Origin of the sequence: Hymenobacter sp. GOD-10R (assembly GCF_035609205.1) — a bacterium.
In the GTDB taxonomy this organism is placed as follows: Bacteria; Bacteroidota; Bacteroidia; order Cytophagales; family Hymenobacteraceae; genus Hymenobacter.
Window position 1 is genome coordinate 5,208,639 of record NZ_CP141184.1, and the last position, 18,817, is coordinate 5,227,455.

19 protein-coding genes are annotated in these 18,817 nt (G+C 52.8%); 11 read left to right on the forward strand and 8 right to left on the reverse strand.

Features of this window, described 5'->3' with window-relative positions; genetic code table 11:
• Positions 1-19: 19 nt before the first annotated feature.
• Positions 20-256 carry a hypothetical protein gene (locus SD425_RS20735; RefSeq protein ID WP_324671965.1) on the forward strand — a complete coding sequence of 79 codons (237 nt, stop codon included), beginning with the start codon at positions 20-22 and terminating at the stop codon, positions 254-256.
• A gap of 10 nt (positions 257-266) precedes the next feature.
• Here SD425_RS20735 and rnc read toward each other — a convergent pair whose 3' ends face one another.
• From rnc to SD425_RS20750, 3 genes are all read right to left on the reverse strand, one after another.
• A complete protein-coding gene (rnc, locus tag SD425_RS20740) occupies positions 267-1,016 on the reverse strand; it encodes a ribonuclease III (RefSeq protein ID WP_324671966.1) in 750 nt (249 codons plus the stop codon).
• The gene (gene fabF, locus SD425_RS20745; protein WP_324671968.1) at positions 1,016-2,266 is read right to left on the reverse strand and encodes a beta-ketoacyl-ACP synthase II; all 1,251 of its coding nucleotides are present in this window, start codon (positions 2,264-2,266) and stop codon (positions 1,016-1,018) included. The genes rnc and fabF overlap by 1 nt, the downstream gene beginning before the upstream one ends.
• 102 nt (positions 2,267-2,368) lie before the next feature.
• Positions 2,369-2,605, reverse strand: a complete 237-nt coding sequence (locus SD425_RS20750) for an acyl carrier protein (protein WP_073109216.1) — start codon at positions 2,603-2,605, stop codon at positions 2,369-2,371.
• A gap of 162 nt (positions 2,606-2,767) precedes the next feature.
• On the opposite strand from SD425_RS20750, the gene SD425_RS20755 reads away from it, so the two are divergent.
• From SD425_RS20755 to SD425_RS20765, 3 genes are all read left to right on the forward strand, one after another.
• Positions 2,768-3,193: an IPExxxVDY family protein gene (locus SD425_RS20755; protein WP_324671972.1), complete on the forward strand. Its 426-nt coding sequence runs from the start codon at positions 2,768-2,770 to the stop codon at positions 3,191-3,193.
• A gap of 170 nt (positions 3,194-3,363) precedes the next feature.
• Positions 3,364-4,803, forward strand: a complete 1,440-nt coding sequence (pyk, locus tag SD425_RS20760; RefSeq protein WP_324671974.1) for a pyruvate kinase — start codon at positions 3,364-3,366, stop codon at positions 4,801-4,803.
• Between the two features lie 914 nt (positions 4,804-5,717).
• Positions 5,718-7,727, forward strand: coding sequence for a GDSL-type esterase/lipase family protein (locus SD425_RS20765; protein ID WP_324671976.1), 2,010 nt, complete (start codon positions 5,718-5,720; stop codon positions 7,725-7,727).
• A gap of 125 nt (positions 7,728-7,852) precedes the next feature.
• On the opposite strand, the gene rpsT is transcribed toward SD425_RS20765, so the two are convergent.
• Positions 7,853-8,110 (reverse strand): 30S ribosomal protein S20, encoded by a 258-nt coding sequence (gene rpsT / locus SD425_RS20770; protein ID WP_100334670.1) that lies wholly within the window; start codon positions 8,108-8,110, stop codon positions 7,853-7,855.
• A 347-nt stretch (positions 8,111-8,457) separates the two neighbouring features.
• Here rpsT and SD425_RS20775 point away from each other — a divergent pair, with 347 nt between their 5' ends.
• Positions 8,458-9,441, forward strand: a complete 984-nt coding sequence (locus tag SD425_RS20775) for a YheT family hydrolase (protein WP_324671980.1) — start codon at positions 8,458-8,460, stop codon at positions 9,439-9,441.
• Positions 9,442-9,447: 6 nt separating this feature from the next.
• Here the strand turns inward: SD425_RS20775 and rsmG are convergent, their stop codons facing one another.
• The 3 genes from rsmG to SD425_RS20790 all read right to left on the reverse strand — a co-directional run bounded on the left by rsmG (position 9,448) and on the right by SD425_RS20790 (position 11,906).
• On the reverse strand, positions 9,448-10,074 hold the full coding sequence (gene rsmG, locus SD425_RS20780; protein ID WP_324671981.1) for a 16S rRNA (guanine(527)-N(7))-methyltransferase RsmG: 627 nt from the start codon (positions 10,072-10,074) through the stop codon (positions 9,448-9,450).
• Between the two features lie 84 nt (positions 10,075-10,158).
• Positions 10,159-10,782 (reverse strand): RNA polymerase sigma factor, encoded by a 624-nt coding sequence (locus tag SD425_RS20785; RefSeq protein ID WP_086594868.1) that lies wholly within the window; start codon positions 10,780-10,782, stop codon positions 10,159-10,161.
• On the reverse strand, positions 10,773-11,906 hold the full coding sequence (locus SD425_RS20790; protein WP_324671982.1) for a glycosyltransferase: 1,134 nt from the start codon (positions 11,904-11,906) through the stop codon (positions 10,773-10,775). The genes SD425_RS20785 and SD425_RS20790 overlap by 10 nt, the downstream gene beginning before the upstream one ends.
• Before the next feature lie 162 nt (positions 11,907-12,068).
• On the opposite strand from SD425_RS20790, the gene tgt reads away from it, so the two are divergent.
• From tgt to SD425_RS20805, 3 genes are all read left to right on the forward strand, one after another.
• A complete protein-coding gene (tgt, locus tag SD425_RS20795) occupies positions 12,069-13,199 on the forward strand; it encodes a tRNA guanosine(34) transglycosylase Tgt (RefSeq protein WP_324671983.1) in 1,131 nt (376 codons plus the stop codon).
• Positions 13,200-13,296: 97 nt separating this feature from the next.
• Positions 13,297-14,373 carry an LptF/LptG family permease gene (locus tag SD425_RS20800; RefSeq protein WP_324671984.1) on the forward strand — a complete coding sequence of 359 codons (1,077 nt, stop codon included), beginning with the start codon at positions 13,297-13,299 and terminating at the stop codon, positions 14,371-14,373.
• Positions 14,374-14,460: 87 nt separating this feature from the next.
• Positions 14,461-15,372 carry a DMT family transporter gene (locus tag SD425_RS20805; RefSeq protein WP_324671985.1) on the forward strand — a complete coding sequence of 304 codons (912 nt, stop codon included), beginning with the start codon at positions 14,461-14,463 and terminating at the stop codon, positions 15,370-15,372.
• A gap of 12 nt (positions 15,373-15,384) precedes the next feature.
• On the opposite strand, the gene ispE is transcribed toward SD425_RS20805, so the two are convergent.
• Positions 15,385-16,197 (reverse strand): 4-(cytidine 5'-diphospho)-2-C-methyl-D-erythritol kinase, encoded by an 813-nt coding sequence (ispE, locus tag SD425_RS20810; RefSeq protein ID WP_324671986.1) that lies wholly within the window; start codon positions 16,195-16,197, stop codon positions 15,385-15,387.
• Between the two features lie 128 nt (positions 16,198-16,325).
• On the opposite strand from ispE, the gene SD425_RS20815 reads away from it, so the two are divergent.
• From SD425_RS20815 to SD425_RS20825, 3 genes are read left to right on the forward strand one after another with little or no spacing between them, the layout of a single operon-like run.
• Positions 16,326-16,979 (forward strand): sugar transferase, encoded by a 654-nt coding sequence (locus tag SD425_RS20815; RefSeq protein ID WP_324671987.1) that lies wholly within the window; start codon positions 16,326-16,328, stop codon positions 16,977-16,979.
• Positions 16,976-17,653, forward strand: coding sequence for an acetyltransferase (locus tag SD425_RS20820; protein ID WP_324671988.1), 678 nt, complete (start codon positions 16,976-16,978; stop codon positions 17,651-17,653). Before SD425_RS20815 ends, SD425_RS20820 begins: the two co-directional genes overlap by 4 nt.
• A complete protein-coding gene (locus tag SD425_RS20825) occupies positions 17,646-18,785 on the forward strand; it encodes a DegT/DnrJ/EryC1/StrS family aminotransferase (protein WP_324671989.1) in 1,140 nt (379 codons plus the stop codon). The genes SD425_RS20820 and SD425_RS20825 overlap by 8 nt, the downstream gene beginning before the upstream one ends.
• The last annotated feature ends 32 nt before the right edge of the window (positions 18,786-18,817 follow it).

Sequence of the window (18,817 nt, forward strand, 5' to 3'; positions counted from 1 at the left end):
TTTGGCTGATCTTACCTGCATGCCTATTCTGCTGACGCTAGCGTTGGTAATACAACGGCGCCTCACCCACAACCTAACTTTTACCCTGCCGGATTCTTGGCTTGTGGCGACGTGGCTGTACGTCTCGGTCGTTTTCGAGGTAATAGTTCCGAATTGGTCCGCCCGCTACGTCCACGATCCGTTGGACATAGTAGCTTATGCGCTCGGCACCCTAGCTTTTCGCTACTGGCTCAACCGACCAGCTTTGCCAGCCTAGCACCACCGCCTCACACCCCTAAGGCAGCCAGTGCCCGCTCCGCTGCGGTTTGCTCCGCTTGCTTTTTCGACAGGCCCATGCCCGTGGCTACCGGTTCATCATCAATTAGCACCGTGGCCGAAAACTCCATGGTGCCGCCTACTTGCGGTTGGCCGGCGATGTCGTAGCGCAGGTTCTTTCCTTGCCGTTGCGCCCACTCAATCAGCTTGCTTTTAAAGTTGCTAGTCGTGGTGGCTAGCGCCTTCACATCAACGTACGGCTTGATCAGGCGGTTCAGCACAAACTTGCGGGCCGCTTTGTAGCCATGATCGAGGTACACGGCCCCGACCAAAGCTTCCAGCGCATTGCCATTAACGGACCGCGACCGAGAAACCCGGCTCTGGGTCGGGTCGAGCTGCACGAGCTTATCGAGACCAATTTTTAAGGCAATAGCGTTCAGGCTCTCTCGGTTTACGATGCGAGAGCGGGTTTCGGTGAGAAAGCCTTCTTGCTCGTACGGGTACTTGCGAAACAGGTACTCGGCTACAACCGAACCTAGGATAGCATCCCCTAAGAACTCTAGGCGCTCATTGCTCTGATGCCGTCCTTGTTCCGGCTGTTGGCGCACCACCGAAGAGTGCGTAAACGCTAAATGATAAAGCCGCACGTTGTCAGGCGTGCGGCCGATTACCGTGGCAATTGCTTGCCGGAAAGCGCGGTCTTGACCAAGAAACCGTCGGAAAAAACCGAACAGCGGAAGGGGCTGACCGGAACGAGGCATTATTCGTTGAATTTGCGGAAGATAACCGATGTGTTGTGCCCGCCGAAACCAAACGTATTGCTCATCGCGATATTCACCGTACGGGTCTGCGCCTGGTTGAACGTAAAGTTCAGACGCGCATCCAGTTCAGGGTCGTCGGTGAAGTGGTTGATGGTTGGGGGCACCAAGTTGTTCTGAATAGCCAAGATAGCCGCTACAGCTTCAATACCACCAGCACCACCCAGTAAGTGCCCCGTCATGCTCTTCGTCGAGCTGATGTTCAGGTTATAGGCGTGGTCGCCAAACACTTTCTGAATAGCTTTGATCTCGGCACCGTCGCCGAGGGGCGTGCTTGTGCCGTGTGTATTGATGTAGTCGACGTCTTCCGGATTGAGGCCAGCATCTCGGAGGGCGTTTTTCATTACCAACACGACGCCGTTTCCTTCCGGATCAGGGGCCGTAATGTGGTACGCATCAGCCGACATGCCACCACCAATCAGTTCCGCGTAGATCTTCGCGCCGCGGGCTTTGGCGTGCTCATACTCTTCTAGCACCAAGGCGCCGGAACCTTCCCCGAGCACGAAACCATCCCGTTCCTTATCGTAAGGGCGCGAAGCTAGCTCAGGGGTGTCGTTCCGCTCGCTCATGGCTTTCAACGCGTTGAAGCCTCCTACGCCCGACTCGGTCACGGCGGCTTCGGAGCCACCCGTCACCACCACATCGGCCATGTTGAGGCGAATGTAGTTGAAGGCGGAGATGATAGAATCGGAAGAAGAAGCACAAGCCGAAGTCGTTACGAAATTCGGACCGCGAAACTTGTGGCGGATGGAGATGTTGCCAGACGCGCTGTCGGCAATCATCTTCGGAATGAAGAAAGGGTTGAAGCGTGGCGTACCGTCGCCTTTGGCAAAGGCAATACACTCTGCTTGCAGCGAAGTGAGGCCACCGATGCCGGAACCCCAGATAACACCTACTCGGTCTTTGTCGACGCCTTCGTCGAGGCCAGCATCTTTGATGGCTTCGTCGCTGGCAATCAGCGCAAACTGAGTGAAGATATCCATCTTCCGACCTTCCTTGCGGTCAAAGTAATCGTCAGGGTTGTACCCTTTTACTTCGCAGGCGAAGCGGGTCTTGAACTTGCTGGCGTCGAAGCGGGTGATGGGCGCGGCTCCACTGACCCCCTGCGACAAACCGCTCCAATAGTCGGATACGGTGTTCCCAATGGGAGTGATGGCACCTAGGCCGGTCACGACAACTCTCCGAAGAGACATAGGCTAGCGGGAGGGCGAAAGAAGAACTGGACTAAAAAGCAAAACGGCCGGCGGCGGGCCGGCCGAAAAGCACTAAACTTTACTAACAAAAAAGCGCAAACCTTACTTGGCGTGCTCTTCTAGGTAGCTGATAGCTTGGCCTACCGTGGCGATGTTCTCAGCTTGATCGTCTGGAATTGATACGTTGAATTCTTTTTCGAATTCCATGATCAGCTCAACGGTATCCAGTGAATCAGCACCTAGATCGTTCGTGAAGCTCGCTTCTGGCGTAACTTCCGAAGCTTCAACACCAAGTTTATCGATGATAATGGCTTTTACTTTTTCTGCAATTTCAGACATTTCCGTGGGGGTTTGAGGAAAACTAGGCACAAATAACACTATCTTCCCTAACATTTTCAAACAAAGCCCCCCGAATCTTCTAGGTACAAGATTATGATGGGACAGGTTCCTTTGGCCTGCGCTCGTACTTAGTTTTGTTGTTTAGTGGCTCCATTTTCTGCTATGAAAACACTTACACTGGAGGTAGAATACGACTGCGACTTCGACTTATTTGGCCTGGTTTCGTCGAGCCGGGAGCATAAGCTAGCTTGGGCGCTGAACCACACACTAGGCCTGCGCTTGGTAAAACAGCAGGATCTGATTTACCCTCTAAATCAAGGCCGCTTGGTTATCAGCAACTATTTATACGAGAACGAGGTAAGCACTTTGCGCTTGTTTCGCAACCGATCACTCGATCCATCTACCCTCAAAAAACCCTTTCTGGCGCCTGATGTCAAAGAGTATGACTACCTGGTGCAGGTTTGCAACGGCACCGGCCGGTTAGCTAGTGAGTTGGTAGTCGAGCGGTTAACAATGCTACCCGACGTGCAATACGCGTGTCAGTTCGACCCAAACGAGCTAAAATTCAAAGAAAATCTGCTCTTTTGAGCGGCCAATGAAGCTGCAACTCAGAAGCACATGCCCCACGTATGGTGGCTGAGCCGACGGCTACATTGGCTTAGTGGCACGCTCAATAGGTTGCTTAGCTCTGTCGTCTTCCTTCTGATCAAGCTACCTTTGGGTCCGCCAATTATATTCTGACACCTCTTACTAAGTTCATGGAACCTCGTCCCACGTTCAACAAAACTAAAATTGTGGCCACTGTTGGGCCCGCCTCCAACACATATGAGCGCCTCAGCACCCTTATACGGGAGGGAGTTGATGTGTTTCGCCTCAACTTTTCGCACGGCTCTTACGAGGATCACTTAGCTGTTATCAACACCGTGCGGCGTGTGAATAAAGATCTGCGCACCAATGCCGGTCTGCTTCAAGATTTGCAAGGTCCGAAGATCCGCTTGGGCGAAGTAGAAGGTGGCAGTGTAGAAATCAGTGCCGGCGACCGAATCAAACTGGTATGCGGCGAAAAAGAAACTAGCACAGCTACGCGCCTCAGCACCATCTACCTAGGCCTAGCTCGCGACGTGAAGCCCGGTGATGCTATCCTGATCGACGATGGCAAGATCGAGTTGCGTGTACTAGCTACCGACCGCGACAAAGAAGTAGACGTTGAAGTAATCTACGGTGGTACCGTAAAACCCCGCAAGGGCATCAACCTTCCTGACTCCGACGTAACAGCGCCCTCGATGACGGAGAAGGACATTGCTGACTTACAGTTCGGCCTAGAGCACGACGTAGATTGGGTAGCTTTGTCTTTCGCTCGACGTGCCGAAGATATCCGCTTCATCAAGTCGCTGATTGCCGAAAGTGGCAAACAGACGCGTGTTATTGCCAAAATTGAAACACCTGAAGGTCTTCGTAACGTCGACGAAATCATTGCGCTGACGGATGCCGTGATGGTAGCCCGTGGCGACCTAGGGGTTGAAATTGCAAGTGGTGAGGTGCCTCTGGCCCAGAAGATGATTATCCAGAAGTGCAACCAAGCGGGCAAACCGGTTATCGTCGCCACCCAGATGATGGAGAGCATGATAACGAACCCACGCCCAACGCGCGCTGAAACCAACGACGTCGCTAATGCGGTGCTCGATGGCACTGATGCAGTGATGCTTTCTGCTGAAACAGCGGTAGGCTCTTACCCTATCGAGGTTATCCGGCAGATGGTAAGCATCATTCGTAGCGTAGAAAGCCGCTCCGCCACGATCTACAACCACTGGTTCCCTATCGATCCGAAGTCGCCTTCTTTCATGGTCGATAGCTTGCTGTCAGCTGCGGGTCACTTAGCGAAAAACACGGGCGCTAAGGCCATCACGGGACTAACCTTCCGTGGGTATACCGCTTTCCAGATTTCCAAGTATCGCCCCAAGGCTGATATCTTCATCTTCACCAGCAACCGCAGCCTGCTCACGGTGCTCAGTCTAGTGTGGGGCGTACGCGCATTCTACTACGACCGCATGCTCAGCACCGATAGCACCGTATCGGATATCCGCTACGCCCTAACAGCAGCTGGTCACTTGCAGAAAGGCGATGTATTCATCAACACGGCATCTATGCCGATCAATGAGAAGGGCAAGACAAACATGGTTAAGGTGAGTGTTGCCTAAGCATATCGTCACGTTTTTGATAGAAATAACAACAGCCTAACGGCGTTATATTTCATTGCACTCAGGCACTCTGCTGACAGTGCTTTTCTTAAGAAGGCCTCGCTACTGGTAGCGAGGCCTTCTTGCGTATCGTGGAGACGGCCATAAGGCTAGCGTGGATGTTTCTGCTAAGCATGCGAATTATTTGCGCGTGCTACCTGAATACATAGGCATCCAAGTTCCATCCGCTGTTCTACTTTACCTAATGCTGAGCCAATGAAATTGACACCTTATATAATATATAGGGTATGGTTGAATAGTTCTCAGTTGACTACTCGTCAAGACGCCTACATCTTAGGATCAGGAATCCTATAAATACTACTATAACAGCGTAAGAGAATAGCTTAGATAATAAAGCGCGTACGCAAAAGCCACGCTCTCTAGCAAATACCTACTTAGTGATAGGTGCTATAATACTATATTAATATTTAAAGCCTGATGTATGACGTCCCTTTACGTAGGTTTACTAATCTATAATTGGCGTCAAATGAAGTTACGCAAACGATTCTTTAGCTAAACAAGTCCAATTACTTGCTCTGACAATAGTGGCATTATCTATTTCTCACCAATTCAGTAACCCACCTCTATTATATAACTTTTCTTATAAACGCAATACTATAGAATCATTTCCACTTACTATATAAACGACAAGTATTCACGATTATTCTCCTTGTTATTCATCGAATTTTAATAAATCTCGTACTTAATTGTAGCGTTCAAAGCAAAACACGCGTACTTTCGTACCTGACTGAAAGAGTCTAATCCAAACCATTGTTTTTATGGTTTTTTTGTACTTCCGAATTCGAGCAGTCATCATGCTACTCGATTTAGAGTTAAGAAATCCTTTTCGAGCGCTAGCACATTCCGCTGCGAAAATGCTTCCTTACTATTTTCTGCTGATTCTGCTGTGGGCAGGTACTGTTTTCAATCCGGTTTTTGCTGTACAAGCAGTACCTGATTGTGGTTTTCAGACCCATACACAAGCGTATTATGGCTCAGCGGCAGCTGGTACGTATCTTACTGATCACTTTTTCGCCGCCTTTCCTACCGGGCTGCTTGCGGGCTGTTCTACCGGGCGTACGCTTAGGCTGACTTCTGCTGCAGCCGTAACAAACTTCCTGCCCTCCGCTACCAGCACCAATGAAGTCCTTGATGCTAGCTATATCAATCCTGTTAAACCTGGAGGGAGTAGCGTAAATGTATACTCGAGCAACTTTGCCGGCCAGGTAGTTGCGCTAACCTTGTCAGTGGGCTTCGACTTAGCTGATGCAAGCTACAGCAGCGCCAACATCCCACTTAAGGATGCTATTATCATCAATGGCACGTTCGCGGGGAAAACGGTCAATTTTGTTTTGACGCAGGCGAACCTAGCGCTAGGTGGCTGCACTAGCCAGTACTCAGTGGAGCAGTTGAACACCATCATTACAGCTATCAACGAAGGATACGAAAGTGGCAAAATTGGTGATTTGCTGACTTGTTCGGGCGCTTGTTCGGTTCCCGTGCCTACTGTAGTAGGAACGGTAGCTTACTGCCAAGGTTCGGCAACCAGCCCACTCAGTAACAGCATCACGGCGGCCAATGGCGCTACGATTAACGTCTATACCACCGCCGCAGGCAGCACACCCCTAGCCAGCAATTTTCAGCCGTCGACGGCTGCCATAAGCAGCACCACCTACTACGTCTCCCAAACTATCGGTGCTTGCGAAAGCAATCGTATTCCGGTTGTCGTCGGAATCGTTAACAAGCCTAGCCCCCCTACTATCGTTAGCTCGCTGCTGACGAACACCAGCAACGTAGCCGCTTGGGGTGACTCTTTTACGGATTCCAACTTCGGTCGCTACCCAGCGGTATTGTCGAGACTCAGTGGCTACAATGTCAAGAACCTAGGTGTTGGTGGACAAACTTCCGCACAGGTTAAAACCCGCATGCTAGCTGATGCCGAGAAGCGCACGTGGCCCTCTATCATCTGGGCCGGGCGCAACGATACCCGCGACCAGCTTGCTCAAACCCAGGCGAACATTGCGACCATGGTGGCCAATCTGACGCACACTAATTATTTAGTGTTATCTGTGTTCAATGGCGACGGGGAAGGCAAGGGGACGTATGCCTATCAGCAAATCCTAGCTTTGAATGCTGCCCTGGCTAAAACATACGGTAGCCACTACCTAGATGTGCGCAGCTATATGGTGACGCAGTATAACACCAGCAGTTCGCAGGATGCTGTCAACTTCACGGCTGACATTCCTCCTGTTTCGCTCCGCCAAGATTTCTTACACCCCAACAACGCTGGTAGCGACTTGATAGCCAACTACATTTACGCACACCTGAATCAACTTGTAAGCGGTGGAGTAGCAGTACAATACTGCCAGAACGCAGAAGCTACCCCGCTTACCGCTGCTTTCAATACTCCTTCTACGGGGGCTGTTCTACGCTTTTACGATAGTGCTACAGCTACCGTCCCCGTAGGCTCCGGCAACACTTTTAGCCCTCCCACCTCGACGTTGGGCAGCACGGTCTACTATGTATCACAGGCCATTGGCACTTGCGAAAGCACTCGTATCCCTATCTTAGTAAACGTAAATGATTGCGCCGCTATGGGGCGTGGGAGCCTAGGTTCGACTGATGTCGAAACCTTAACAGTATTCCCAGATCCATTTGATACGCAGGCTACCGTAGGCGTTTACCTACCAGCAGGACAACCATATACCTTAGAGCTTTACAATTCTACAGGAGAGCTGGTAAGACACTTGGCACAGGGTACTACTACAACCAGCGAACAGCGTACCTTCTCCATTAGTGGCACTCCCTTAGCTGCGGGCCTCTACATCGTACGCCTCAATGCCGGTCATGCAAGCCAGAGTCGGCGCTTGCTCCTCGTTAGATAATATTCAGTAAGCGCGTAGCACTGCCTGGCATCTGCTACGCGCTTATCATACCTAGCTAGAAACGAAAAGGCTCCGCACTTACGCGCGGAGCCTTTTCTATAAAAAGAGCAGAAGCAGTCCTGTGCTTAGGCAGCCAGTGACTTCACGAACTTAGCCAACTTCGATTTGTTGTTAGCGGCTTTGTTCTTGTGGATGATGTTCTTCTTTGCCAAACGATCCAGCATAGAAGATACTTTCTTCAGCAGCTCTTGTGCTTCAGTAGCATCTGTGGTAGCACGTAGCTTCTTAACAGCTGTGCGGGTCGATTTAGCTTGGTAACGGTTCAACACGCGCTTTGCTTCGTTGGAGCGGATGCGCTTGAGGGCCGACTTGTGATTCGCCATGGTATATAGAATTGACGTTCTGCTCGGTTTTGATTCAGTTTGGGTTTGCAAAGGTACGAGTTCCGTTCAAAATAGCAAACCTAGCTTACTTATTTCCCGCTTCTTTACGCATTCTGACCTCAAATGGCTTTTTGGCTTATACAGAAGCAGCCATGTTAAAGCCTAGCTATTAAGCCAATTTCTAGGTAATGCAACGAAATTACGGGCTAGCATGCGTCTATACCTACTAGCATGGTATTAGCAACTTAGTCGGCATGCAGAACTTTTGAGGACGAAATTGTTTTGCTACAGAAGTCTGCGTACATTCTATTTCAGGCTCTCTTCGTTATTCGCCTTAGCCGTTGGTTATGCCCCTCGTTGCTACTTCTCGCTACCGACCGCCTTTTTATCTTTTCAATGGTCATCTACAGACAATTATTCCAAGCGTGTTGCGCTCTGTGCCCGAGGTACATTATCAGCGCGAGCGAATAGAAACGGAAGACGGCGACTTTCTCGATCTGGATTGGTCGCGGCTACCTAGCCAAGAAGCAGATACACTGGCTATCGTATCGCACGGTTTAGAAGGCGACGCTAGCCGTCCTTATGTGCGTGGCATGGTGCGCGCCTTAAACAAAGCGGGCGTTGATGCGCTAGCGTGGAACTACCGTAGCTGCAGTGGCGAGATGAACCGCCTGCTGCGCACCTATCACTTAGGCGATACGGAAGACTTAGATTTTGTCGTACGCTACGCATTGGGCACCGGCCGTTACCGCCGCATCTACCTAACTGGCTTTAGTGCGGGCGGCAACGTCACGCTTAAATACCTAGGGGAGAACCCGGAACGAGTACCTAAGCAGGTACAACGCGCCGCCGTATTCTCGGTCCCGACAGACTTAAAATCTAGCTCACACCAGATTTCTAGGCCGGAAAACCGAATTTACCTCAACCGTTTTCTAAAATCACTACGGACGAAAATCCGGCGTAAAGCGGAGCTACTCCCTGGTCAGATCGACCTGGTTGACATCGACGAATTGCGTGACTTCCCGCAGTTTGATGCCCGCTATACGGCTCCTATGCACGGTTTTAAATCGGCGGATGACTACTACGAGCAAGCTAGCTCCGGACGTTATTTAAGTCAGGTGCGCATTCCAACACTACTGGTAAACGCGCAAAATGACCCTTTCCTAGCTCCTACTTGCTTTCCGCGTGAAGTAGCTGCACAGAGCAAATTCGTTTTTCTAGAGACTCCACCCGAAGGCGGCCACGTAGGTTTTGGGGAGGGTACCCCCGACGGTCTCTACTACTCGGAGCGACGAGCGGTGGAGTTTCTACTAGCCGAAGTACCCAACTAAGCTAGCTTACCTAGCCGAGCTGGCGGGCACAAACACGACTTTCTTGGTCTCGAAGAATTCCTCCGTGAAGTAGTCGCTGAGGTTATAGATAGCCGTGGGCAACCCTGCTTCTTCAATCTCCTCTTCCAGATCTCCTCCCTTCAGGTAATATAAGCCGCTTGTATTGTCACCATTCGGCTTGTAGCGGTGCATAATCCAGGTGTGAAACGTAGCGAGGCGAGCCACCGCCCGGCTGACCACATAGTCGTACTTCGGCCGGAGCTGTTCCGCACGGGTTTGCTCGGCGGTTACATTATGCAGACCTAGGGCTGAAGCCATTTCCTGCACGGCATGAATCTTCTTCCCAACGCTATCCACCAAGTGAAACTTCACTTCTGGAAATAGAATGGCCAGCGGCAAGCCCGGCAAACCACCGCCCGTTCCGACATCGAGCACCGAAGAACCTGCTGGAAACTGCACCACCTTCGCAATGCCGAGCGAATGCAGAAAGTGTTTTTCGGCTAGGTTAACCACATCCGGGCGGGCCACCAGATTCAAGCGGGCGTTCCAGCTCTGAAACTCTGTTTCTAGTTGGGCGAAAAGCCGCTGCTGCTCGTCGGTGAGCTCAGGGAAGTAGCGTTTAAGAATATCCATCGGCGACAAAAGTACGACACGACTAAAATAAAAATGCCCTAGCTTTTTGCTAGGGCATTCAGAATAGTGATTATGAGAAGCGTTTTAGATAATGTGCTTCTTGTTCTTTACCATGTCAAAAAGCAACTCGCGGGCACGGTGCAGCTGGGCTTTTACGGTACCTAGGGGCGCCTTAAGCTCCTGCGCAATTTCCTCGTAGCTCAATTCGTCGAAATAACGAAGCGTAACGAGCCGCTGGTACTTATCGGGCAGCCGCGACACAACGTGCTGCATAATTTCGATTTTCTGGTTCTTGATGGCCGACTCCTGCGGGTTCAAGTTTTGGTCGCGGAAGTCGATGGTAATTTCGTCGCCGTTATCAATCTTGATGGCGGAGTCAATCGACATCGTCTTGATTTTATTCTTGCGAATAAAGTCGATGCAGTTGTTGGTGGCAATGCGAAATAGCCACGTGCTAAAAGCATACTCCGGGTTGAACTTATGCAGGTTGCGGAAGGCCTTGGCAAACGCTTCAATCGTCAGATCCTCGGCGTCATCGGGGTTGCGCACCATCTTCAGCACCACGTGGTATACCGGCTTCTTGTAGATCTGCATCAGCTCGGCATACGCCTTCTCGTCGCTCTGCTCTACGGCCGCGCGAATCAGCTTAAAATCGTGCTTGGCCTTGGCTGAAAACTGCTTTTGTATTTCCTGATTGTTTACTTCCATCGGAGAGTGCGGTAGAGGAACAGGGAGATTCCCAGAGCGAGATAATTAAAAAAATAAACTGCGTCGAGCACCGGAAGCCACGCTACCGGAAGCCGGTCATCGAGACGCCGGCCAAGCCGGTCATAAGTAGTACAAACAAACACTGTACGTACGCCCAACAGACAAATCAAAGGTACCCAATCGGACCGGGAAAACAGTAATGCTAGCACGGTGAAATAAAAAAGCAGATTAGTACCAATAAAGTTTCCAATTCGTATCCGGTCGGCCAGCCGGTAACGATTTCCAGCCGATAGATGCCGCCGTTTTTGTCGCCACCACGCGTCCCAGGTTTCCGCGGCTCGACTCACCGTATGTGCCTCCGGACGTGCCTCAACTGCCACACGCTGCCCCGCTTTCACGGCATCCTGCACCAGCAAGTCGTCGTCGCCACTCAGGTTGCGAATATGCGAAGCAAATCCCTTGGTAGCTCGAAAGCACCGCTGTGTATAGGCTAGGTTTCGCCCCACGCCCATGTACGGTTTCCCACGCCACGCGAACGACAAATACTGCGCTCCGGTAAGTAGGGTTTCAAACCGAATCAATTTATTTAAAAAGCCCGGCTCCTCAGCGTAGGCCGAATAGCCGAGCACCATGTCGGCTGGTTGGGCAAAGCCTCTTTGCATCAGCCTGATCCACTGATCCGTATTGGGAATACAGTCGGCGTCCGTAAAAAGCATGTGCTCGTAGCGCGCTACTTTGATACCTAGGGTTAGCGCGTACTTCTTTGGCGCAAAACCCACTGGGGTGCGGTCTACCGTAACGACTCGCACGTTAGGATAGTACTGAGTGAGTTGCTGGGCGTACAAATAGGTTTCGTCCGAGGAGCGGTCATCCACTAACACAATCTCAAAGCCAGCCGGATACTCTTGGCGTAGCAACAGCGGCATCAGTTGCCGTAAGTTTTCGAGCTCATTATGGGCACAAACCAGCACGGATACCGGCTCCGAATCGAGTGCAGCCGAGCTAGGTTCCGTTGGCTCAGGCCGCAAGGCAAACGGCAGAAAGTAATAAGCTGCGTAAAAAAGCTGTACCAGCACACACGCTAGCAGCAGCCATACAGCCGGAGAGAAATGGAATGGCAACACAGCAAACGAGATAAGCAAGCAAAAGTAGGCATTAATCGGCCGTAGAGTACCTTTGTAAATTCTTATCCTTATTTCCCGTAGCTGCCCGCGGAGATTACGCTGAGTTATGCAAACGACCTTTGCACAGCATTCCGTAAGTCCCTATAGGAGCTTCTTTCTTCCATGACTTTTGACCTAGTCGCTAACGACCCGCAGACCAAAGCCCGCGCTGGCGTAGTACACACCGCGCACGGCGCAATTCAAACTCCGATCTTTATGCCTGTCGGGACGGCTGGTACGGTGAAAGCCGTGCAGCAGCGCGACCTCACGAATGATATTCAGGCGCAAATTATTCTTGGCAATACCTACCACCTCTACCTGCGCCCCGGGCTCGATGTACTGCGCCAAGCAGGCGGCCTGCACAAGTTCAACGGCTGGGACCGCCCCATCCTGACCGACAGTGGCGGCTACCAAGTGTATTCCTTGAGCAATACGCGTAAGATCAAAGAGGAAGGCGTAAAGTTTCGCTCCCACATCGATGGGTCGCAGCACCTATTTTCGCCGGAGGGCGTGATGGACATCCAGCGCACCATCGGGGCCGATATTATGATGGCTTTCGACGAGTGCACCCCCTGGCCTTGCGAGTACGACTACGCCCGTAAGTCACTGGATATGACGCACCGCTGGCTGCTCCGCTGCATCCAGCGCTTCGACAGCACCGAAGGCCACTACGGCTACGACCAAACCCTGTTCCCTATCGTGCAAGGCAGCACGTTCAAAGATCTGCGCATCAAATCGGCCGAGTTCATTGCCGAGCAGCAACGCGAAGGCAATGCCATCGGTGGCTTGAGCGTGGGCGAGCCGGCCGAACTCATGTATGAGATGACCGAGCTCGTGTGCGATATTCTGCCGAAGGATAAACCTAGGTATCTGATGGGCGTGGGCACGCCGGCCAATATTCTGGAGAACATTGCGTTGGGCGTAGATATGTTCGACTGTGTGATGCCCACCCGTAATGCTCGAAACGGCATGCTCTTCACCACGCAGGGCATTATGAATGTCACCAATAAAAAATGGGCGACCGACTTCGAGCCGATTGACGCTGAACTTGGCGGCTACGTTAGTACGTTTTACTCACGTGCTTACGTGCGTCACCTGTTTCAAAGCCAAGAGATGCTCGGCGCGCAGATTGCTTCCGTTCACAACCTGACGTTTTACCTTTGGCTGGTGAAGCAAGCGCGCGAGCAGATTATAGCCGGCACCTTTCGCGAGTGGAAAGAGCGCATGGTGAAGCAAGTGATGACCCGCTTATAATTCAGTGAACCACTATCCATGAGCAATGAATTGTGTTGTTTCAAACGTCCACTAAGTCTAATTGCTCATTGCTACTGGTTCATTGCTTATTTAACCTATGAAGCTGCTCGATAAATATATCCTCCAGAAGTTCCTGACGTCCTTCATCTTCACGGTACTCGTGCTCGTGCTCGTCATCTGCGTGATTGACTTCACGGAGAAAAACGACGACTTCATCAAGCACAACTTATCGGCGAAGAAGGTGCTGCTAGAATACTACGTGAATCTGTTCCCGTATTTCGCTAACCTGCTCTCTCCTATCACGGTATTTATTGCGGTGGTGTTCGTGACAGCTAGGTTGGCAGCACGCACCGAAATTGTGGCCATCTTGGCTAGTGGCGTCAGCTTCAAGCGGTTGCTGTTGCCCTACGTGATGGGCGGTACCATTATTGGGATTGTCACGTTTGGGCTAACTGGCTGGGTTATTCCACTGGCTAACAAGACGCGGGTGGCCTTCGAGCGCCTGTACGTGAAGAACCCTTACGTGTACAAAGGCCGCAATGTGCACATCAAGATTGGGCCGCGCAGCTACGCCTACATGGAAAGCTACGACAACACCAATAACGTAGGATACCGTTTTGCACTCGAAACCATCGACGGCATTCAGCTTAAGCGCCGCATGACGGCTGATGCTATTAGCTGGGACTCGACGCGTAAAGCATGGAAACTTACGCCGCAAGTGATACGGACGTTCAATGGGCAACAGGAAAAGCTGCAAACGATGCCTGCCCGCGACACCACGCTCAACCTCTACCCTAAGGATTTTGCCAGCACCTACCGGCTCTCCGAGACCCTCACCTTGCCAGAGCTTAATGCGTTCATCAACCAAAAGATAGAGCGCGGCGCCGACGATACGCAGATCTACCTAAGCGAGAAGTACGAACGGTATGCTTACCCGTATGCGATTCTCATTCTTACAGTTATCGGCGTTATCCTGAGTGCCCGCAAGTCGAGGGCAGGCGTGGGTGGCCAAATTGCGCTCGGCTTCGTGCTAGCCTTCGTCTTCATCATTTTCGTGATTCTGAGCCGTAATCTAGCTCAAGTGGGGCAGGTGCATCCCATACTAGCAGCCTGGGTACCCAGTATTGTATTCACTGGCATTGGTATTACGCTCTACCGCTTCGTGCCGCAATAAAGAGTGACTGAGTAGCTGAGTGACTGAGTGCTTTTCGAACGGCACTCAGTCACTCAGCTACTCAGTCACTCTCTTACTTTCTTACTCGTGCTTAAGGATTACCTCCGCTTACATTTCTTGGTTTTGCTTTGGGGCTTCACGGCCATTTTAGGCAAGCTCATCTCACTACCACCCGTCGAGCTAGTGTTCTGGCGGACGTTTCTGGCGACTGTCGGGCTAGCAGCTTTGCTGGTTATCAGAAAGCAAAGCTGGCGTATCAAGCCAGCCGACGTTTTGCGCTTGCTGAGTGTAGGCGTTTTAGTAGCTATCCACTGGATTACCTTTTTCCTAGCCGCCCGTCTTTCTTCCGTGAGTGTGTGCTTGGCCGGCATGGCGACGCTAGCCCTGTGGGCCTCGCTCTTGGAGCCGCTGGTGCTTTGGCGTCGGGTGCGCGTTTATGAAGTAGGCCTAGGTCTACTAACCATGGTTGGTCTCTACCTGGTGTCGCAAGCAGAGTTGGATCAGCTCTTAGGTTTGGGCGTTGCCACCATATCCGCCGGGTTATCTGCTCTGTTCAGCGTGCTGAATTCTAAGCTGGTAAAGCAGCATTCTCCTTTGCGCCTAACGTTTTATGAAATGCTAGGTGCTTGCCTAGCAATTGCGCTGTTCTTACCATTTTACAGTCAGTATTTTACGGCTAGTGCCGGCTTGCACCTCATCCCAGCGCCGCTCGATTGGCTGTGGCTGTTTGTGCTGTCGGGCGCTTGCACGGTATATGCTTTTTCCAGCTCGGTGGAGCTGATGAAGCGGCTTTCGGCTTTCGTTGTCAACCTCACCATCAACCTGGAGCCCGTGTACGGCATTGTGCTGGCCGTGCTGATCTTCGGCTCCCAGGAAAAGATGTCGCTGAACTTCTATCTAGGTACGCTGGTCATTCTGTTCAGTGTGCTCGTACACCCGGTACTCGACCAGTGGAACCAACGCCGCCGTAAGCCCGCGCCGATAGAAGCGGTGCTGTAGGAATATGCAGCCCTACAGCACGCCGTCCCATACCTGAAACTCTTCCGGTAACAACAGTTTTGGCAATGTTTCACGCCCCGGAAAAAGGCCATATACGGCCGAGCCAGAGCCAGATAGGCTAACGTAAGCGGCACCCGCATTGTAGAGCGCCTGCTTCAGCTCACCCAGTATGGGGTAATAGGGAATCAAGGCTTCCTCGAAGTCATTGCTCACCAACTCGTGCCACTGCTCAATGGGTTGTGCTAGGCTCGTGCGCAAATCATGGCGTGGCGCCCGCGGCACGACACGAGCGTACGCCTCTGCCGTACTGATGTGCAAGCCGGGATAAATCACCTTGCAGCCCATACCAGTCACGTTTAACGAAATCGGCTCGAACACGTCCCCTTTTTCGTAGGCAAAAACCGGCTTATTACGGATAAAAAAGGCGCAGTCGCTCCCTAGCCGGCGAGCATAGTCTTCTAAAATTTCAGGCGAGAGGTTTAGCTCAAACAGATCAGCTAAGGCGCGTAGGGCAAACGCCGCATCGCCCGAGCCACCACCTAGGCCCGCACCAATGGGCACTGCTTTGTGCAAGTGCATCTGCACGGGCGGCAGATGAAAGTCTGCTTTCAGTAGCTCGTAAGCTCGCCAGCACAGATTAGTCGCGGGGTCGCCGGGAATAGGGATACCACTAAGCGTCAGGCTGGCCGCATCGGCCGGCAGTACTTCGAAGGCGTCGCACCAAGGTAGCGGCACAAAGACCGATTCCAAGTTACGAAAGCCATCGGGGCGTTGGCTGGTGATATACAGACCTAGGTTGAGTTTAGCGTTTGGGAAGACAAGCATGGGAGGAAGTGGCGAGTGGTGGGCGGGCCAATAGGCAAGCGTTACCAACGCTGGTGCAAACTAAAGCTTACGCCACAGAAAAAGCTATTTTTGCTTTTTGTTGCGGTCCGCTCGGTTTGCTTTTTCGTATGTCTGCCTCCTATCCTACCAACTGGTATCGTTCCTGGGGTAAGCGCCTGCTCGATCTAGCATTGGCTGGGCCACTGCTGCTGCTTACGCTGCCGCTGCTGCTGAGCGCGGTGGTGCTGTTGGCGGTAGCGAATCACGGGAAGGTGTTGTTCCGGCAGCTGCGGCCCGGTCGGCATGGGGCGCTATTTACCCTTTATAAACTCCAGACGATGAACGACGCCCGCGATTCTCAAGGCTCTTTGCTCCCAGATGCTGAGCGCCTAGGTCGCCTAGGCTGCTGGCTGCGTGCCACCTCGCTCGACGAGTTACCGCAACTCTGGAATGTACTTCGCGGCGACCTAAGCCTAGTGGGCCCACGCCCATTGCTGCCCCAATATTTGCCGCTCTACTCCGCTACGCAGGCCCGGCGGCACGAAATATTACCGGGTATTACGGGGTGGGCGCAAGTCAATGGGCGCAATGCTATTTCCTGGCAGCAGAAGTTTGCCTACGATGTGTGGTATGTCGACCGAGTATCGCTTGGCTTGGATCTGCGCATATTGGTGCTCACCTGCTGGAGAGTACTACGTGCCCAAAATATTACGTCAGCGGGTCAGGTCACGACCACCGCTTTTACCGGCAATCAGCCGACCCAAGCTCCCCCTGTAGCATGAGTGATTCTGCCTCACACGCCAGCGCTCGTCCGCGTTTGGCCATTTTTGGTGCCGGCGGTTTAGGCCGCGAAGTACTCGTGCTGGCTCGGCAGATCAACGAAGCCGCTCCCACCTGGGACCTTGCCGGCTTCTACGACGACAGCGCCCCCGCTACTTCGCAGATTCATGACTTACCCTACCTAGGCACCGCCGCCGACCTGAACGCCAGCCACGAGCCGCTGTACGTGGTAGTGGCCGTAGGCAACAGCCGGCACCGGGCTGCCATCGTTCGACGGCTTACGTCTCCCCTGCTGCGCTTTGCCCGGCTTATTCATCCCTCCGTTGCGTGTCAGCCGTATCAGCACCTTCAGCTTGGCGAAGGCAGCATTATTAGCCAGGGGTGCATTCTGACCACCGACATCTACCTAGGCCGGCACGTGCTGCTGAACCTAGGCTGCACCGTGGGCCACGATGCGGTGCTGGAAGACTTCTGCTCGCTGATGCCGCACGCCAACGTGGGCGGGGAGGCGTACCTTGAAACGGGCGTTTATTTGGGCACGAATGCTACCGTTATCAATCAAGTACGGGTGGGGGCACGTACTATTGTGGGCGCCGGCGCCGTAGCAGTGCGCGACTTGCCCCCCGATTGCACCGCCGTGGGCGTGCCTGCCACTGTTATCAAAACCCATGCGTAGCCAAGACCACGACCGAATTTTCCTCTCCCCACCGCACCTAGGTCGCCACGAGCTCAACTACGTGCACAAGGCCATTGAGGACAATTGGGTTGCGCCGGTCGGGCCGAATATTCGGGGCTTCGAGCAGGAGCTTTGCCAGTATACGGGGGCGCGGCACTGCGTGGCTCTAAACTCCGGCACGGCCGCTATTCACCTCGGGTTGGCAGTATTAGGCGTTGGCCCCAGCGACGAAGTGCTTTGTCCATCTTTCACGTTCGTTGCCACCGCCAACCCCATCACCTACCTAGGTGCCACACCGGTGTTCGTCGACAGCGAGCCTACTACTTGGAACATCTGCCCTGATCGGCTGCGCGAAGCCATCGAAGACCGGGTGCAGCGCGGCAAAAAGCCGAAAGCGCTCATTGTGGTGCACCTATACGGTATGCCTGCACAAGTCGAGCCCATCCTTGCTCTAGCCGCTGAGTACGCTATTCCAGTTCTGGAGGACGCCGCTGAAGCCTTAGGCTCACGCTATGCCGGACGTTTGCTAGGCACCTTCGGGGCCATTAGCGTGCTTTCATTTAATGGCAATAAGATCATTACCACCAGCGGCGGAGGCGCTCTGCTTACAGATAATGACGAGTGGGCCCGCCAAGCGCAATTCTTAGCTACCCAAGCGAAAGATCCGGCACCACATTATGAGCACTCCGTCACGGGTTACAACTATCGCCTCAGCAATATTCTCGCGGGTATCGGGCGCGGTCAATTGGAGCTGATCGAAGATCGAGTGAAGAAGCGGCGCGAGATTTACGCTTGGTACCGCCAGCACCTACAAAGTATTCCGGCCCTGCAAGTTGGCCCCGCCGAGCCCGTAGGCAGCCGCTCCAACCGCTGGCTCACGACCGTGCTCCTCGACTCTACGCAAACCGACGTCACCATCGAGCAGCTTCGCCAGCACCTCGAAACCCGTAACATTGAGTCCCGGCCCTTATGGAAGCCCTTGCATCTGCAGCCGCTTTTTGCGGAGGCACCTAGGTACGGCGGCTCCGTATGCGAGGCCCTTTTTCAGCGCGGCTTGTGCTTACCCTCCGGCTCCGCCATGACCGAGACCGATCTAGAGCGCATAGCGGACGCCCTGAAAGAAGTTCTTTAAGTTCGACAGTCCTCCACCTCCAACCTCTTCTA

Bases quoted from the DNA above. Each gene is read 5' to 3' on its own strand.
- SD425_RS20755 (WP_324671972.1), top strand. From the start codon at position 2,768: ATGAAAACACTTACACTGGAGGTAGAATACGACTGCGACTTCGACTTA.
- SD425_RS20775 (WP_324671980.1), top strand. From the start codon at position 8,458: ATGCCCCTCGTTGCTACTTCTCGCTACCGACCGCCTTTTTATCTTTTC.
- fabF (WP_324671968.1), bottom strand. From the start codon at position 2,266: ATGTCTCTTCGGAGAGTTGTCGTGACCGGCCTAGGTGCCATCACTCCC.
- SD425_RS20750 (WP_073109216.1), bottom strand. From the start codon at position 2,605: ATGTCTGAAATTGCAGAAAAAGTAAAAGCCATTATCATCGATAAACTT.
- SD425_RS20800 (WP_324671984.1), top strand. From the start codon at position 13,297: ATGAAGCTGCTCGATAAATATATCCTCCAGAAGTTCCTGACGTCCTTC.
- SD425_RS20825 (WP_324671989.1), top strand. From the start codon at position 17,646: ATGCGTAGCCAAGACCACGACCGAATTTTCCTCTCCCCACCGCACCTA.
- SD425_RS20735 (WP_324671965.1), top strand. From the start codon at position 20: ATGCCTATTCTGCTGACGCTAGCGTTGGTAATACAACGGCGCCTCACC.
- rnc (WP_324671966.1), bottom strand. From the start codon at position 1,016: ATGCCTCGTTCCGGTCAGCCCCTTCCGCTGTTCGGTTTTTTCCGACGG.
- pyk (WP_324671974.1), top strand. From the start codon at position 3,364: ATGGAACCTCGTCCCACGTTCAACAAAACTAAAATTGTGGCCACTGTT.
- rsmG (WP_324671981.1), bottom strand. From the start codon at position 10,074: ATGGATATTCTTAAACGCTACTTCCCTGAGCTCACCGACGAGCAGCAG.
- SD425_RS20815 (WP_324671987.1), top strand. From the start codon at position 16,326: ATGTCTGCCTCCTATCCTACCAACTGGTATCGTTCCTGGGGTAAGCGC.
- rpsT (WP_100334670.1), bottom strand. From the start codon at position 8,110: ATGGCGAATCACAAGTCGGCCCTCAAGCGCATCCGCTCCAACGAAGCA.
- SD425_RS20765 (WP_324671976.1), top strand. From the start codon at position 5,718: ATGCTTCCTTACTATTTTCTGCTGATTCTGCTGTGGGCAGGTACTGTT.
- ispE (WP_324671986.1), bottom strand. From the start codon at position 16,197: ATGCTTGTCTTCCCAAACGCTAAACTCAACCTAGGTCTGTATATCACC.
- SD425_RS20785 (WP_086594868.1), bottom strand. From the start codon at position 10,782: ATGGAAGTAAACAATCAGGAAATACAAAAGCAGTTTTCAGCCAAGGCC.
- SD425_RS20820 (WP_324671988.1), top strand. From the start codon at position 16,976: ATGAGTGATTCTGCCTCACACGCCAGCGCTCGTCCGCGTTTGGCCATT.
- tgt (WP_324671983.1), top strand. From the start codon at position 12,069: ATGACTTTTGACCTAGTCGCTAACGACCCGCAGACCAAAGCCCGCGCT.